This is a genomic window from Pseudomonas sp. Root71, assembly GCF_001429045.1.
In the GTDB taxonomy this organism is placed as follows: domain Bacteria; phylum Pseudomonadota; class Gammaproteobacteria; order Pseudomonadales; family Pseudomonadaceae; genus Aquipseudomonas; species Aquipseudomonas monachiensis.
Map to the genome: position 1 here is coordinate 42003 of NZ_LMHY01000028.1, position 16769 is coordinate 58771.

At 61.4% G+C, this 16769-nt stretch carries 11 protein-coding genes; 7 read left to right on the plus strand and 4 right to left on the minus strand.

The genetic code is table 11. The annotated features are described in order from the left end of the window. Positions 1 to 211: 211 nt before the first annotated feature. The 3 genes from ASD95_RS22650 to ASD95_RS22660 all read left to right on the plus strand — a co-directional run bounded on the left by ASD95_RS22650 (position 212) and on the right by ASD95_RS22660 (position 4577). Positions 212 to 970 (plus strand): PIG-L deacetylase family protein, encoded by a 759-nt coding sequence (locus ASD95_RS22650; RefSeq protein WP_056727512.1) that lies wholly within the window; start codon positions 212 to 214, stop codon positions 968 to 970. A gap of 96 nt (positions 971 to 1066) precedes the next feature. Further along, positions 1067 to 1867 (plus strand): endonuclease/exonuclease/phosphatase family protein, encoded by an 801-nt coding sequence (locus ASD95_RS22655; RefSeq protein WP_056727513.1) that lies wholly within the window; start codon positions 1067 to 1069, stop codon positions 1865 to 1867. Between the two features lie 181 nt (positions 1868 to 2048). Further along, positions 2049 to 4577: an autotransporter family protein gene (locus ASD95_RS22660; RefSeq protein WP_056727515.1), complete on the plus strand. Its 2529-nt coding sequence runs from the start codon at positions 2049 to 2051 to the stop codon at positions 4575 to 4577. Between the two features lie 97 nt (positions 4578 to 4674). On the opposite strand, the gene glgB is transcribed toward ASD95_RS22660, so the two are convergent. Genes glgB through ASD95_RS22675 form a run of 3 tightly spaced genes read right to left on the minus strand, consistent with a single transcriptional unit; the run spans position 4675 to position 12304 of the window. Then, positions 4675 to 6906 carry a 1,4-alpha-glucan branching protein GlgB gene (gene glgB / locus ASD95_RS22665; protein ID WP_056727516.1) on the minus strand — a complete coding sequence of 744 codons (2232 nt, stop codon included), beginning with the start codon at positions 6904 to 6906 and terminating at the stop codon, positions 4675 to 4677. Positions 6907 to 6908: 2 nt separating this feature from the next. Then, a complete protein-coding gene (gene treS / locus ASD95_RS22670) occupies positions 6909 to 10250 on the minus strand; it encodes a maltose alpha-D-glucosyltransferase (RefSeq protein WP_056727518.1) in 3342 nt (1113 codons plus the stop codon). 56 nt (positions 10251 to 10306) lie between these two features. Beyond that, a complete protein-coding gene (locus tag ASD95_RS22675) occupies positions 10307 to 12304 on the minus strand; it encodes an alpha-1,4-glucan--maltose-1-phosphate maltosyltransferase (RefSeq protein WP_056727520.1) in 1998 nt (665 codons plus the stop codon). Between the two features lie 215 nt (positions 12305 to 12519). On the opposite strand from ASD95_RS22675, the gene ASD95_RS29480 reads away from it, so the two are divergent. Further along, positions 12520 to 12687, plus strand: a complete 168-nt coding sequence (locus tag ASD95_RS29480; RefSeq protein WP_177336494.1) for a hypothetical protein — start codon at positions 12520 to 12522, stop codon at positions 12685 to 12687. A gap of 41 nt (positions 12688 to 12728) precedes the next feature. Here the strand turns inward: ASD95_RS29480 and ASD95_RS22680 are convergent, their stop codons facing one another. Continuing rightward, a complete protein-coding gene (locus tag ASD95_RS22680) occupies positions 12729 to 13226 on the minus strand; it encodes an MgtC/SapB family protein (RefSeq protein WP_056727522.1) in 498 nt (165 codons plus the stop codon). A gap of 121 nt (positions 13227 to 13347) precedes the next feature. Here ASD95_RS22680 and ASD95_RS22685 point away from each other — a divergent pair, with 121 nt between their 5' ends. From ASD95_RS22685 to mapR, 3 genes are all read left to right on the plus strand, one after another. Next, a complete protein-coding gene (locus tag ASD95_RS22685; protein ID WP_056727524.1) occupies positions 13348 to 13581 on the plus strand; it encodes a DUF3203 family protein in 234 nt (77 codons plus the stop codon). A gap of 195 nt (positions 13582 to 13776) precedes the next feature. Next, positions 13777 to 15189 carry a cytochrome c oxidase accessory protein CcoG gene (ccoG, locus tag ASD95_RS22690; protein WP_056727525.1) on the plus strand — a complete coding sequence of 471 codons (1413 nt, stop codon included), beginning with the start codon at positions 13777 to 13779 and terminating at the stop codon, positions 15187 to 15189. A 143-nt stretch (positions 15190 to 15332) separates the two neighbouring features. Beyond that, positions 15333 to 16742: a GntR family transcriptional regulator MpaR gene (gene mapR, locus ASD95_RS22695; RefSeq protein ID WP_056727527.1), complete on the plus strand. Its 1410-nt coding sequence runs from the start codon at positions 15333 to 15335 to the stop codon at positions 16740 to 16742. Positions 16743 to 16769: the final 27 nt, after the last annotated feature.

Below are 16769 nucleotides of genomic sequence, written 5' to 3' on the forward strand. Positions count from 1 at the left end.
AAGCCTACAGGCGTTTATGGCCGCAACACCGCAGAGCGGAAAAGTCATTGCGGACAGGTTCGCGACGCGACGAATAGCGTTACATGAGCAATACTCGATTCGCGGCAATCCAGGGTTTGGCTTGTCGCTCCGCTATCAACGAGCCCTCACGGGTCTGCCGGGCTGGTCCCATGCACGACTGAAGGCGACGCAGAACAAGGACGTATCGACTATGAAACCCGTTTCCCTGAGCGAAGCCAGCCTGCCATCACAGATCTGGAACAGCGCCCCGCAACTGGACAGCATTCCGGTCATCAGCACCCAGTCGCTGGTACCCACCGGCGCACGCGCGGTGCTCATTGCCCCGCACCCCGGCGATGAGGTAGTGACCTGCGGCGGCCTGCTGCAGTTGCTCAGCAACCTCGGCCACCCGCTGCAATTGATCTCGATCACCGACGGCAGCGCCAGCCATCCGGGCTCTCGGCAGTGGTCGGAAAAACGCCTCAGCGTGTTTCGTCCCCAGGAAAGCGTCGAAGCCATCCGCCGGCTCGGGTTGCCGATGCACAGCCTGAAGTGGATTCGTGGCGGGTTTACCGACAACGCCCTGGTGGAGCACGAAGATCAGATCGCCCAATTCATCACGCGCTACCTGCGCCCCGGTGATGTGGTGTTCAGCACCTGGCGCGAGGACGGCAACGTCGACCACGACACCGTTGGCCGCGCCAGCGCCAGGGCGGCAGCCAACGCAGGGGCAACCTACAACGACGTACCGTTCTGGGCCTGGCACTGGCCGGCACGAGACCGTGAACTGATCCCCTGGCACCGCGCCCGCAAGGTGCGCCTCGATACCTGGACCGTCGCCCGCAAGAGCCACGCCACCCATGCCTACGCCAGCCAACTGGACGGCGAACCGGCCATCGGCCTTGCGCCGTTGCTGCCCCGGCCGCTGTTGGAGCGTATCCGTTTGCCTTATGAAATCGTGTTGGTATGAACTCATCGATTATCGACCCGGTGCAGTCCATCGGACTGAACTGCCTGCCTTTGCATCAGTCGCATGCATAAGCAGCCTTGAGTCAGAGGAGTGTAAGTGGCCAGTTATCCAAAACGGCAGGCAGCCGAATCGACACCCTTGAACACGCCCCCGACGATTCATCGGCTTCGCGTGCTGACGGTCAACACCCACAAGGGTTTTACTGCACTCAACCGGCGCTTCATCCTTCCTGAGTTGCGTGAAGCGGTGCGCAGTACGTCGGCAGACCTGGTGTTTCTGCAAGAAGTCGTCGGCGAGCACGACCGCCATTCCTCCCGCTACAACGATTGGCCACAAACCTCGCAATATGAATTCCTCGCCGACAGCATGTGGAGCGACTTCGCCTATGGGCGCAACGCCGTCTATCCCGACGGTCACCATGGCAATGCCCTGCTGTCGAAATACCCGATCCGCGAGTATCGAAACCTGGATGTTTCCATTACCGGCCCGGAACGCCGTGGCTTGCTGCACTGCGTGCTGGACGTGCCGGGGCATCGCGAAGTGCATGCCATTTGCGTTCACCTCAGCCTGCTGGAAAGCCATCGACAACTGCAGTTGCAGTTGCTCTGTCAGCTCCTCGAATCCCTGCCGGATGATGCGCCGGTGATCATTGCCGGCGACTTCAACGACTGGCAGATGCAGGGCAATGCCACCCTTGCCCGCCGCGACTACTTGCACGAAGCCTTCGAACGCCACCTTGGCCGACCGGCCAAAACCTACCCCGCGCGGTTTCCCTTGCTGCGCCTCGATCGCGTCTACCTGCGCAACGCCAGCAGCCACCAGCCACAAATACTGGGAAACAAGCCGTGGACGCACCTGTCCGATCATTTGCCGCTGGCGGTGGAAGTGCACTTGTGAATCACGGCTATCAGGCGCCTGGCGCTGTGATAACGCCCCCCACCTGTTATTTCTGACAGTAGCCGCATTGAAGCGGCGCCTGCTACGTTGGTGACGCCCTGCCGATGCCGGTAAGGGCAGTCGTTCCTGGCCATTGCTGACGGCCAAAGGAACGGACGTTGACCCCATCGCGGAGGCAACCATGGAGTTTTCGACAGATCTGCCCAAATACCGTTTAAGCGCCTGCCTGTTCTCGATCTGGTTATGCGCGAACTGGCCCCAGGCTGCCGACGCCGCCTGCACACTCATCCCCACCGTCGGTAACGACAACTTCGTCTGCGACAGCGCCACCAGTGGACCGTTGACCGACCTGTCGGGCAACAACACCCTGACCTTTCCTGCCAACGGCACCGGCAGGATCAACGGTAACGTGACCTTCGGTACCGGCGCCGACACCGTGACCATTGCTTCGGGCACCGTAGCCGGGGCACTCAGCCAAGGCAATGGCATCGATGACTTCGTCATGTCTGGCGGAACTGTTCAGTCACTGGCCCAAGGGGATGGTCGCGATACCTTCCTGATGACCGGCGGCACCATCGTCGGCGCTTTCGAGGACGGCGACGTCGCCAGGATGACCGGTGGCTCCATCGGCCGGGTTGACATGAAGCTCGATAACAATCTCTTCGAAATGTCGGGTGGGCAGATACTTCGCAACCTGGTGACCGGTTTGGGCACCGATACCATTATCGTTTCCAGGGGGAGGATCGGTGGCAACATCAGTGTCAGCAATGGCAACGACAGCATCACGGTCACCGGCGGGGAAATCGTCGGCGAGATCCGCGCCGGCAATGGCGATGACACCCTGGTATGGGACGGCGACGGGATCATCCGCTCGCAAATCCTGCTGGAGGCCGGCAACGACAGCGCCACCCTGCGCAACCTCAGCGAAAGCACCCTCGCCCTCACCCCGAGCATCAATGGCGGCGTCGGCAATGACCTGCTGACCTTCGATCACACCACCTCGTCAGGCGCCGCCCGGTATATCAACTGGGAAACGGTCAATCTCGCTAACAGCTCGCGCTTTGATCTCGATGGCACCTTTCAATTGGGGGACAGCACCAGCGGCACGGGCGTGTTCAATCTCGATGGCAGCAGCACCCTGACGTCGGCGCAAGGCAGCATCGTGCCATTGACCGCAGGTCGGCTCGTTACCTTGAACAACAGCGGGATCATCGACCTCACTCGTGGCAACTCGCGCACCAATGACAGCCTGACGGTTGAAGGCAATTACGTGGGTAACGGTGGCCAGCTGTTGTTGCAAAGTGCCGTGGGCGATGACAGTTCTCCCAGTGACAAGCTGGTGGTCAACAACGGGACATTGACCGGCAGCACCCTGATCAGCGTCACCAACCTTGGCGGCGTGGGCGCCTTGACCCGGGAAAACGGAATCCAGCTGGTACAGGCCCAAGGCACGGCGGTCAGCGACAGCACCGCGTTCGCCCTCAAAGCCCCGGTGTCGGTTGGCGCCTTCGATTACCGCCTGTTCAAAGGCGGTATCACACCGGGCAGCGAAAACAGTTGGTATTTGCGCTCCCAGGTGGTGGCGCCGCCAGTCGTTGCCGTCGCCAACCCTGATCCCGCGCTGCCGCCGACGCTGGTGCCCATTGTGGCAGTGCCGGTGGCCGCACCGGTGGTTGTGGCCACCGCGGCTGAAGGCGTTGCAATCGTCGAAGCCCCGGTGCTACCGGCCGCCGTACCCGGCGCAGCACCAATCCCCTTGTATCGCGAGGCCGTACCTACCTGGTCGGTGGTGCCGCCAGCTGCAGCACAGTTGAGCCTTGCCGCGTTGGGCACCTTCCATGACCGTCAGGGCGATCAGAGCCTGCTGAGTGAAACCGGTGTCTTGAGCGCCGGTTGGGGCCGGGTCTACGGCAAGAACCTCGAGCAGACCTGGGCCGGCACCGTCACCCCAAGACTGGACGGCTCGCTCAACGGTTTTCAGGTCGGCAATGATCTGTTCAGCTCAGAGTGGGCGGGTGGGCAAACCCAGCGCAGCGGTTTCTTCATCGGCCACAGCCGCCTGCAAGGCGATGTCGACGGTTTCAATCAGGGCTTCGCGGGCAAGCGCTCCGGCAACGTCGAGTTGGAAGGCGACAGTCTTGGCGTTTACTGGACCCTGACCGATCGCGCCGGCGCGTATCTCGATACCGTGGCCATGTACACCCGGCTCAACGGCGACAACCGCTCCGAAAGTGGACTGAAGATCGACAATGAAGGGCACGTGACGACGTTATCGGCAGAAGTCGGATACCCGATCCCGGTGGCCGGTAACTGGGTGGTCGAACCCCAGGCACAGGCGATTTACCAGAAAGTCAGACTCGACAGCCAGGACGACGGTATTTCCCATGTCTCGTTCGATTCCGACACTGCCTGGACCGGCCGCGTCGGCGCACGCCTGAAGGGTCGCTACGAGGTCGGCGGCCGGCCGCTGGAACCTTATCTGCGGGCCAACATCTGGCACACCTTCACAGGTACCGATACGGTCACCTTTGACCATCTCGATCAGGTCGAAACCCAGCAACGAACCTCGTCCGCCGACCTGGGCATCGGCATGGTGCTGAGCGTTGCAGACTCGTTCAGCGTGTACGCCGGACTCGACTACACCAACAATATCGACAGCAACCAACAACGGAAAACCTACGGTAACCTGGGTGTACGGCTGCGCTGGTGAGGAAATACTTCAAAAGATGCTTTGACCAGGCTGGCTCCTTCGCGAGCAGGCTCGCTCCCACATTCATCCAATGTGGGAGCAGCAACGCGGCTCTGGATCAGCCCTGCGGCCTTAACATCAACACCGCCAACGGCGGCAAATTCAGCACCAGCGACAACGCCTGCCCATGACTCGGCGTCTCCTCGGCCACCGCCCCGCCACTGTTGCCGTAATTGGAACCGGCATAGATGGAGGAGTCGCTGTTGAGCACCTCGTTCCACTGCCCGGCAAACGGAACCCCGACGCGATAAGCCTCACGCGGCACCGGCGTAAAGTTGGCCACCACCAGCACCGGCTCACCCTCCTTGCTCCAGCGCAACCAGGCATAAACGCTGTTGATCGCGTCATCGCCGATCAGCCACTGGAAACCCTGCGGCACATCGTCCTGCTCATGCAGCGCCGGCGCTTCGCGGTACAAGCGGTTGAGGTCGGCCACCAGTTTCTGCACACCCTGGTGCTCGGGGTATTGCAACAGGTACCAGTCCAGTTGCTGGTCATGGTTCCACTCGCGCCACTGGCCGAATTCGCAGCCCATGAACAACAGCTTCTTGCCCGGATGCGCCCACATGAAACTCAGGTAGGCCCGCAGGTTGGCGAATTTCTGCCAGCGGTCGCCGGGCATCTTGTCGATCAGCGAGTGTTTGCCATGCACCACTTCATCGTGGGAGATCGGCAGGATGAAGCGCTCGGACCACGCATACACCAGGCCGAAACTCAGCTCGTTGTGGTGATGGGCGCGGTACACCGGGTCCTGCTGGATGTAATGCAGCGAATCGTGCATCCAGCCCATGTTCCATTTGTAGGCGAAGCCCAGGCCGCCCTGTTGCGTGCCCTGGCTGACACCCGGCCATGCGGTGGATTCCTCGGCGATCACCAACGCACCGGGCGCCTCGAGTGCCACCACGTCATTGAGGTGACGCAGGAAGTCGATGGCTTCCAGGTTCTCCCGTCCGCCATGGCGGTTCGGCACCCACTCGCCGGCCTTGCGCGAGTAGTCGCGATACAGCATCGAGGCCACTGCATCGACCCGCAGGCCGTCGACATGGAAATGCTTGAGCCAGTGCAGCGCCGACGCCAGCATGTAGCCGTGCACTTCAGTGCGACCCAGATTGTAGATCAGTGTGTCCCAGTCCTGGTGGAACCCTTCCTGCGGGTTGCCATACTCGTACAGCGCCGTGCCATCGAACTGGGCCAGGCCATGGGTGTCGGTGGGAAAATGCGCCGGCACCCAATCGAGAATCACCCCGAGTTCGGCCTGGTGGCAGGCGTTGATGAACGCAGCGAACTGGTCCGGCGTGCCATAGCGCGCACTCGGCGCGAATTGCGACAGCAACTGATAACCCCACGAACCGCCGAACGGATGCTCCATGATCGGCATCAGTTCGATGTGGGTGAAGCCCAGGTCTTTGACATAGGGAATCAGTCGCTCGGTCAGTTCCGGCCAGGTGTACTGGCGGGCCACTTCACCCAGGTCATCCAGCTCGCATTGCCACGAACCGGCGTGCAATTCGTAGATCGACAACGGTGCCGTCACCCGCTGGCGGTCACCCCGGGACATCATCCAGTCCTGGTCCTGCCAGTCGATGCTCAAGGGTGAGGCGACTTTCGAGGCGGTGTCCGGCGGCAGGCTGGTGGCCAGCGCCACGGGATCGGCCTTCAACGGCAGAATGCCATGGGCGCCGAGAATCTCGTATTTGTAGGTGTCCCCGGCTTGCAGGCGCGGGATGAACAATTCCCAGACACCGGTGGGATGACGCAGGCGCATCGGGTGCCGGCGCCCGTCCCAGACGTTGAAATCGCCGACCACCGACACCCGCCGGGCATTCGGTGCCCACACCGCGAAACGCACGCCGTCGACGCCGTCCACGGTTTTCAGTTGCGCGCCCAGGCACGCGCTGAGGTCGCGGTGATTGCCTTCGGCAAACAGGTACAAATCCATTTCGCCCAGCAATGGGCCAAAGCTGTACGGATCTTCTGCGGTTTGCTCGCCGCCGGCCCAACGGGTGCGCAGCAGGTACGCTTGCGCTCGATCGAAATGCCCGACGAACAAACCCGGTGTCTGCGTGGCCTCAAGGTGACCCAGATCCTCGCCGGAGTCCCTGGCCAGTACCTGCACACTCAGGGCGCCCGGCAGATACGCACGAATGAATTGTCCGCCGGCACCATCGGCGTGGGGGCCGAGAATGGCGAAAGGATCGATATGCTCGGCACGCACCAATGCATCGATATCCCGCGCCCTGGGTAGCAGCGCTTCTTTGTGATGACCCTGTTCCTTGTTCGAGAAACTCATGACTACTCTCCACCAAGATCGGAAAAGGGTTTAAGCCCACTCAATAATCCATATAAACCGTGCAACGGCACGGGCAACCACGCGGGGCGATTTTCCGCCTCATAAGCCACTTCATACGCCGCCTTCTCCAGGCCGAACAACGCCAGCGCGGCATCCTCGCCTTCGGGATCTTGCCATGCATGGGCAAGACTAGCTGCCGCCAGCCGATAAGCGTCGACAAATGCTTGCCGCGCCTCGCTCAAGTAGCGATCGGTGACCCGCAAGCGCGCAGCATCGGCTGCCGCGGTGTTGTCGACGCTCTGCACATTGATCGCCATCGCCGCCGCATAGTCGAAAGAGCGCAGCACGCCGCTGACATCCTTGTACGGGCTGTGTTTGCCCCGTCGTTCATGCAATGGCCGGGCCGGTTCGCCTTCAAAGTCGATCAGGTAGGCATCGCCCTTGATCACCAGCACCTGCCCCAGATGCAGATCGCCGTGCACACGTATACGCAAGCCGCCCACGGTCTTTTTACCCATCGCTTGTACATGGCCGAGGATGGCCTTCTTGTTGTCCAGTAAACGGCCGACCAGGGTCTGGTCCGCCGGGCTCAATTGACTTTTATGTTGCTTGAGCAAGCTCAGCGCGTGCTCGATTTGCGCTGCAACATCCTTGGTCGAAGCCAGCGCCTCTTTCTGCGTGGTGACCTGGGGCATGAAGTCCGGATTGGCACTCGGCGCCGCCAGCACCTGGTGCATTTCCCCCAGGCGCTGACCGAGCATAGCGGCGAAATCTTTCAGTTCGCCGAGCGCGTTGTAATGTTGTTCCTGCTCGGACACAGCGTCGGCCAGCTCATCGCGCAGCGCCCGTTCGAGGTTGTTCTGGGTCCATTCCCAGGCGTCGCCCTGATTGCTCAGATAGCCTTGGGCGATCATCAGCAAATTGTCTTCACCCGCCCCGTCCCGGCGCACCACGGCCCCGAGCAATGGCGAAATATTGCTGAACCCGGCTGCGGTCAGGTACGCGCTCATTTCCAGTTCCGGGTGCACACCGCAGGCGACCTTGCGGATCAGTTTCAGCACCAGGCTGTTGCCGATCACCACCGAGCTGTTGGACTGCTCGGCGGACAGGTAACGTACCGGCGACTCGGCATTGAGGCCGAGTTTTTCCAGCTCCGCGGTGGACTCGAAACGAATGTCGCCATCGCTGGAGGCCAATACGGTGCCGGCCTGAATGCCCTGCAAGACGGCATGCACAAAGGTCTCCAGGCTGAAGGCATCGGTGATAAGACCGACCTGGCGTCCGCGCCGTACCCGCGACAATGCCAATTGCTGCGGCAGCGGGGTACCGACCTGATCTTCCGAGATAAAGCCGAACGGCAACTGGTAGCGACTGCTCTGGCCAGCGCTGGTGACATTGATCTCACTGAACAGCACCGGATGCTGCGGATCGCCGAACCGCACGCCATAGGCCAGGTCGACCTGTTCGATGGCGGCGTCCTTGCCCGCGAACCAACGGCGGTTCTGCAGCCAGTTGGGCAGGATGCTGTGCTCCAGCGTGGTGCGTGACGGAGCCTCCAGCAATTCCTCCATGCGCTTTTTCAGCACCAGCGTGGTGAAGTCCGGCAAGCTTTGTGCGGGCTCCACGTGCCAGCTCGGCATCTGGTTTTCCGCGGCGAGGCCAAACCAGTAGAAGCCGTAAGGCGCCAGCGTCAGGAGAAAATTCAGCTGGCCGATGGGCGGGAACGCGTTACCCCCGAGCATTTCCACCGGCACCATGCCGACATAGGCCGACAGATCCAGCTCGGCGGCCTGGGCGCTGCGCGACACGTTGGCCACGCACAGAATGACTTCGTGCTTGCCGTCCACCCCGGTGAATTCGCGGGTGTAGGCCAGAATCCGCCGATTGCTCGGCGACAGCATTTTCAACGTACCGCGCCCGAAGGCCTTGGATTGCTTGCGCACGGCGAGCAGGCGCCGGGTCCAGTTCAATAGCGAATGCGGGTCGCCAGCCTGGGTTTCGACGTTGACCGACAGGTAGCCATATTGCGGGTCCATGATCGGCGGCAGCACCAGGCTCGCCGGGTCGGCCCGGGAAAAACCGCCGTTGCGGTCGATGGACCATTGCATCGGCGTGCGCACACCGTCGCGGTCGCCGAGGTAGATGTTGTCGCCCATGCCAATCTCATCACCGTAATACAGGGTCGGCGTGCCGGGCATGGACAGCAGCAGGCTGTTGAGCAGCTCGATCCGGCGGCGGTCGCGCTCCATCAGCGGCGCCAGGCGACGGCGAATCCCCAGGTTGATCCGCGCCCGGCGGTCGGCGGCGTAGTAATTCCACAGATAGTCGCGTTCCTTGTCGGTGACCATCTCCAGGGTCAGTTCATCGTGGTTGCGCAGGAAGATTGCCCATTGGCAGTTGGCGGGTATATCCGGGGTCTGGCGCAGAATGTCGGTAATCGGGAAGCGATCTTCCTGGGCCAGCGCCATGTACATGCGCGGCATCAACGGGAAGTGAAAGGCCATGTGGCATTCGTCGCCGTTCAGGCCTTTCTTGTCGGTGTCGCCGAAGTACAACTGGGTGTCTTCCGGCCACTGATTGGCCTCGGCCAGCAGCATGCGGTCGGGGTAATTGGCGTCGATTTCCGCGCGGATCTTCTTCAGGACGTCGTGGGTTTCCGGCAGGTTCTCGTTATTGGTACCGTCGCGCTCGATCAGGTAGGGAATGGCGTCCAGGCGCAAGCCGTCGATGCCCATGTCGAGCCAGTAACGCATCACCGACAGCACCGCTTTCATCACTTGCGGGTTATCGAAATTCAGGTCCGGCTGGTGGGAGTAGAAACGGTGCCAGAAGTATTGGCCGGCGACCGGGTCCCAGGTCCAGTTGGATTTTTCGGTGTCGAGGAAAATGATGCGGGTGCCGTCGTATTTCTGATCGTCATCAGACCACACATAGAAGTCCCGCGCCGCCGATCCGGGTTTGGCCTTGCGCGCCCGCTGGAACCACGGGTGCTGGTCGGAGGTGTGGTTGATGACCAGCTCGGTGATCACCCGCAGGCCGCGCTTGTGCGCCTCGGCAATGAACCGCCTGGCATCGGCCATGGTGCCGTAGTCGCTGTGCACACCACGGTACTCGGCAATGTCATAACCGTCGTCGCGCCGTGGCGAGGGATAGAACGGCAACAGCCAGATGGTGTTGACGCCCAGGTCGGCGATGTAGTCGAGCTTGGCAATTAAACCGGGAAAGTCGCCAATCCCGTCGTTGTTGGAGTCGAAATACGATTTGACGTGGACTTGATAGATCACCGCGTCCTTGTACCAGAGCGGGTCCTTGATGAACGTGGCTGCCTTGGGTTTCTTCGCCATGTGAAACTCCTGGTGAATTCATCTTGGCCACAGGCGGAGTATCCCCTGTGGGGCTCTCAAGAGGCGGTAATTCTCCAAATCCCGAACGGCTGGTACGCCGGGTCGATCCGCATGAATTGCTGTTTGCCATGCCAGGTCCAGCGATGGCCATTCATCAGGTCTTCGCCATGAGTGCTGGCGTAGTCCGGCAAGCCCATTTCCCACAACGGCAACTCGAAGTTCGCCTCCTGCACGTTGTGCGGATCGAGGCTGACCGCCACCAGAATGAAATTGCTGCCGTCCAGGTTGCGTTTGCCGAAGTACAGGATGTTGTCGTTCCAGGCGTTGTAGACCTTCAGGCCCAGGTGCGTGTGCAACGCCGGGTTCTGCCGCCGGATGCGGTTGAGCTGGGCGATCTCGGCAATGATGTTGCCGGGCGCGTTGAAGTCCCTGGGGCGGATTTCGTACTTCTCGGAATCGAGGTACTCCTCCTTGCCTGGCACCGGTGCCGACTCGCACAACTCGAAACCCGAGTACATGCCCCACAGGCCCGAGCCCATGGTCGCCAGCACGGCGCGGATGAGAAACCCGGGGCGCCCGGATTCGTGGAGGAACGCCGGGTTGATGTCCGGCGTATTGACGAAAAAATTCGGCCGGTAGCATTCGCGCCACGGCGATTCGTTGAGTTCGGTGAAATAGGTCGCCAGTTCAGTCTTGGTGTTGCGCCAGGTGAAATAGGTGTAGCTCTGGGAGTAACCGACCTTGCCCAGGCGCGCCATCATGGCGGGGGTGGTAAAGGCTTCGGCGAGGAAGATCACCTCGGGGTACAGCGCCCGTACATCGGCGATCAGCCACTGCCAGAACGGCAACGGCTTGGTGTGCGGGTTATCGACGCGGAAGATCTTCACGCCCTCCTCGACCCAGCCCACCACGATATCCCGCAACTCCACCCACAAGCTCGGAATCGCCTCCGGGGCATAGAAGTCGACATTGACGATGTCCTGGTATTTCTTCGGCGGGTTTTCCGCGTACTTGATCGTGCCGTCCGGCCGCCAGTTGAACCAGCCCGGGTGTTGCTTGAGCCACGGATGGTCCTGGGAGCACTGGATGGCAAAATCCAGGGCGATTTCCAGGCCATGGGCCGCGGCGGCCGCCACCAGTCGGCGGAAGTCTTCGCGGGTACCCAATTGCGCGTGAATCGCTTCGTGCCCGCCCTCCTCGCTGCCAATCGCATAGGGGCTGCCCGGATCATCGGGGCCCGCCGTCAGGGAGTTGTTCGGACCCTTGCGGTAACTACGCCCAATCGGATGGATCGGCGGGAAATACAGCACATCGAAACCCATGTCCTGAATCATCGCCAACCGCGAATGCACGTCATTGAAGGTGCCATGGCGCTCCGGGCTGTCGGTGATCGAACGCGGGAACAACTCGTACCAACTGGCAAACTGCGCCAGTTCTCGCTCCACATCCACCGGGTACTCCGGGCTCAGGCTCAAGTAGGCGCGATGATCGACGCGGGTCATGAGGTCGGCGCTACGCGGGTGCAAAAACAGTGCAATCTGCTCGGTTTCAAGCAGCCCTGACAGTTCATGGTGCAAGGCCGCCAGTTGCTCGCTGAGTAGCCCTTCGCTGCGTTCGGCGGCCTGCTGGACATGAATCCGCCCTTCCTGCAGTTCCAGGCTGACGGGCACCGCCGCCGCATGCTTCTTTTCCAGCTCATAACAAAAACTGGCGAATTGATCGATCCAGGCTTCGATACAGAACAGATAACGGCCCTGGCTGTTGACCCGGAACTGCCCTTGCCAGCCGTTATTGCCCAGGTCCTTCATGGCCGCGCTTTGCCAGGCGTCCCCATCTTCGGCCCGCCAGCGCACGCGAACCGCCAGCTTGTCATGCCCGTCGGCGAAGACCTTGGCCGTCACCACCACGTCCTGCCCCACCACGGACTTGACCGCGAACTGCCCGCCTTCAAGGGTCGGCATGATGTTTTCAATGACGATACGCGGCAGCAACAACGCCTGCGACAGCGGCATGTGCGGGTTGTAGCTCAACTCAGTCGGTTTTTCAGCCGTCATCGAGCCTCTCTCCTTACGCCCCATGGACGCGCTTGTGTCTGGTCGCCACCCCGCCGGGCAATCCGCCCCGGGATGAAGTCACTTAGGTTCCGAGCGACAGCCGCCGGGAAAGTTTCATCGACAATTTCCGGAATCAAGTCCTACGCGCTGCGGTCAACCAACCAGTCCACCTACTTAAGCACGACTCACGCCATGTGCCACCGGAGGCTTGAACAATGAACAATCCTTTCCCGGCTGAAACCCCCGACCCCAACATCGACAACCCGGTGATACCGCCGAGCGATCCGCAGCCGGTACCCGAACAGGATCCGCCCGAAAAGAACCCGCCGCCAAGGGAAGAACCGCCAACGACGATGCCACCGGTGATTGTGAACCCTGAATGACGACAGTTGATCGTTCCCCCATGCTGGCCGGGGGAACGATCTCATGGGTGATCCTTATCGATCAGCTTCACAATCCCCGGCATCACACTGAAAACCCCCAGCGCCAGCAGCGTACTGAGCACCGCCGTCGCCTCCCGGCCCAGTCCGGCCGCGACACCGATGGCGGCGGTCATCCACAGGCCGGCGGCGGTGGTCAGGCCTTTGACGTGGCTCTCATCGCCGTCGTGGTTTTTCAGGATGGTGCCAGCCCCCAGGAAGCCGATCCCGGCAATCACGCCCTGCACTACCCGGCTCATGGCATCGGCCTGCGAACCGGACATCTGCGGCACCAACACGAATAGCGCCGCCCCCATCGCTACCAGCATGTGGGTACGCACGCCAGCGGCCTTGCCCTGGTGTTCACGCTCGAACCCGAGAATCCCGCCCAGCACCGCAGCCATCAACAGGCGCACGGTCACTCGCGTCAGCTGCGAGGCATCGCCGATGTCGACGAACTCGCCTTGCAGGGTCACCCAGACTTCGTGCCACCAGGCGTTCATGGGGTTGTCCTTGAGAGAGGCCATGGAGGGTGGACCGCAGCGACCACTAATCGGTTGCACAGAACGATGACCGGTGGTTGCGGCCTGAAACTATAGACTCCACTGAAAAAAGGATCCCGTCATGACTGTGCGCATCGAGAACCAGACCTGCTTTTTCACCACTGAAAATGGCGAACTCATTCGTCTGTGTCCCGACGTGACCATCGTCACCGACGGTGCCAAGGCCATGTCGGCAGTGGACATCGAAGGCGAGCGCATCTACATCACTGAAGCCGAGGCTGACGCCTTGACCGTCGCAGGCGCGGTGGATGGACGCCGGCACTTGAAAGCCACCGACAGTGGTTCGGTGATTTGATCGGGTTTGATCCGCACCTGCCGCTGCTGTTTTGCAAAGACCCCTGAGCCCGGCAGTGACGGCTGCTTCAAGTTGTCGCAGGCCGTGCAAACACGACCATCTGATCTGCTTTTTAACGCAATATCTGAGTCTGTTATGCAAACAGTTCGCCGCTCATAGTGCTCATGCCTGATGGAGGCTGATGAGCGAAAGACCATGAGCGAAAGAATCCCCGTCCGAACCGTAGAAACATTCGAGCCTTCGCGTCTGAAGATGAAGGCCAAATCCAGCGACAATCTGATCCACACCCGCAGCTTCACCGGGCTGTTCCGCAACCTGCGCATCAGCGGCGCCGGTTTTCTGTTCTTGCTGTTTTTCGGCACCGTGTGGCTGAACTGGGGCGGCCGCCAGGCAGTGCTCTGGGACCTTTCCGAAAGCAAGTTCCATATCTTCGGCGCGACCTTCTGGCCGCAGGATTTCATCCTGCTCTCGGCGCTGTTGATCATTGCCGCGTTCGGCCTGTTTGCGATTACCGTGTTCGCGGGCCGGGTCTGGTGTGGCTACACCTGCCCGCAAAGCTCGTGGACCTGGATCTTCATGTGGTGCGAGAAGATCACCGAAGGCGAACGCAACCAGCGGATCAAGTTGCAAGCCGCGCCGTGGGGGCTGAACAAACTGATGCGTCGCTCGGCCAAGCACACCTTGTGGCTGGCCATCAGCCTGCTGACCGGCCTGACCTTCGTCGGCTATTTCACGCCGATCCGGCCGTTGGCCGAAGAGCTGCTGAGCTTCCAGATGAGTGGGGTCAGCCTGTTCTGGGTGCTGTTTTTTACCGGCGCCACCTACATCAACGCCGGTTGGCTGCGTGAAGCGGTGTGCATGCACATGTGCCCCTACGCGCGGTTCCAGAGCGTGATGTTCGACAAGGACACCCTGACCATTTCCTACGACGTGGCCCGGGGCGAAAACCGTGGCCCGCGCAAACGCGAGGTGAAACCCGCCGAGGTCGGTCTGGGCGATTGCATCGATTGCCAGCTGTGCGTACAGGTCTGCCCGACCGGCATCGACATTCGCGATGGTTTGCAGATGGAATGCATCGGCTGCGCCGCGTGCATCGACGCCTGCGACTCGATCATGGACAAAATGGGCTACGCCCCAGGATTGATCAGCTACACGTCCGAGCATCAATTGCAGGGTGGCAAGACACACCTGCTGCGTCCGCGCCTGATCGGCTACACCGCCGTGCTGCTGGTGATGATTGCCGCCCTGGTGATGGCATTGGTGCAACGGCCGATGGTGTCCCTCGACGTCAGCAAGGACCGGGGCCTGTTCCGCGAGAACAGCCAGGGGCAGATCGAAAACATCTACAGTCTGAAGGTGATCAACAAGACCCAGCAGCGTCAGGACTATCAATTGAGCCTGGTGGATGCCGATGATTTCCAGTTGCAGGGCAGGACCGAATTCACCCTGGCGCCGGGGGAGATTGTCGATGTGCCGGTGTCGGTGGCGATGCTCACGGAGCGTCCGGCCAGCAGTTCGCAGAGCATCGGCTTCAAGGTGGTCGACAGCGATGAGCCCGGCGTCTACAGCGTGGCGAAGAGCCGGTTTGTTGCGCCGATGAATCGCTGAGCCTTTAAGATGCAGAGCTTTAAAGATCGCAGCCTTCGGCAGCTCCTACGCACGCAGGCCGATCCATTGCAGGAGCTGGCGAAGGCTGCGATCTTCGCGGTACGACCGTCCCTTTGTCCAAATGACACCCAACCGGGCTTTTGATGAAACGCTACGAAAAATTCGCCGACGACATCGCAGAACTGATCCGCAACGGCGTCCTGGGTCCCGGCCAGCGGGTACCGTCAGTGCGTTACGCCAGCCAGACCTACGGGGTTAGCCCGTCCACGGTGTTCCAGGCCTATTACCTGCTGGAACGTCGCGGCCTGATCCGCGCCCGCCCGCGCTCCGGCTACTTCGTCAACGCCCATGCGCCACGGCCGTTTTCCGAGCCGGTGATCAGCAATGAGGTCAACGAGTCGACGGCAGTCGACGTCAGCGAACTGGTGTTCTCGGTGCTCGACTCGATCAAGGACCCGAACACCGTGCCCTTCGGCTCGGCGTTCCCCAGCCCGACGCTGTTTCCCCTGCAACGCCTGTCCCGTTCCCTGGCCAGCGCCAGCCGCGAGATGGACCCGCGCATGGTGGTCACCGACATGTCGCCGGGCAACCCGCAGCTGCGCCGGCAAATCGCCCTGCGCTACATGGTCGGCGGGCTGATGTTGCCCATGGAAGAGTTGCTGATCACCAACGGCGCCCTCGAAGCCCTCAACCTGTGCCTGCAAGCGGTGACCCAACCTGGCGATCTGGTGGCCATCGAGGCCCCAGCGTTCTACGCCTGCCTGCAAGTGCTCGAACGCCTGAAACTAAAGGCGGTGGAAATTCCCGTACACCCACGCGATGGCATCGACCTCGGCGTGCTCGAGCAAACCCTGGAGCGCCATCCGATCAAGGCCTGCTGGTGCATGACCAGTTTCCAGAACCCCATGGGCGCGACCGTGCCCGAGGCCAGGAAACAGCAGCTTGTGGAACTGTTGCGGCGCCACCAGGTGCCGTTGATCGAAGACGATGTCTACGCCGAACTGTATTACGGCCAGCAAGCACCGAAACCGGCGAAGGCCTTTGATACCGAAGGCCTGGTGATGCACTGCGGTTCGTTCGCCAAGAGCCTGGCCCCCGGCTACCGCATCGGCTGGGTCGCCGCCGGGCGTTACGCGCAGAAAATCGAACGGCTGAAACTCATGACCTCGCTGTGCGCCTCGATGCCGGCCCAGGCCGCCATCGCCGATTACCTGCAACACGGCGGCTACGACCGGCACCTGCGTAAATTGCGCCATGCCCTGGAAGACCAGCAAAGCGCCATGCTCGCCGCCATCGCCCGCTATTTCCCGGCGCAGACGCGGGTGAGCCAACCGGCGGGCGGGTACTTCTTGTGGCTTGAATTGCCGGAGCAGATGGATTCGTTGAAGTTGTTTCAGATGGCATTGGCCCAAGGCATCAGCATTGCACCGGGGCCGATCTTTTCGCCGGCGCAGCGCTTCAGGAATTGTATTCGGCTGAACTACGGCAGCCCGTGGACCGAGGAATCGGAGAAGGCGATGGAGACGTTGGGGCGGATTGTGCGGTCGTTCTGATGGTTGGATGTTGCCTGCACTATCGCC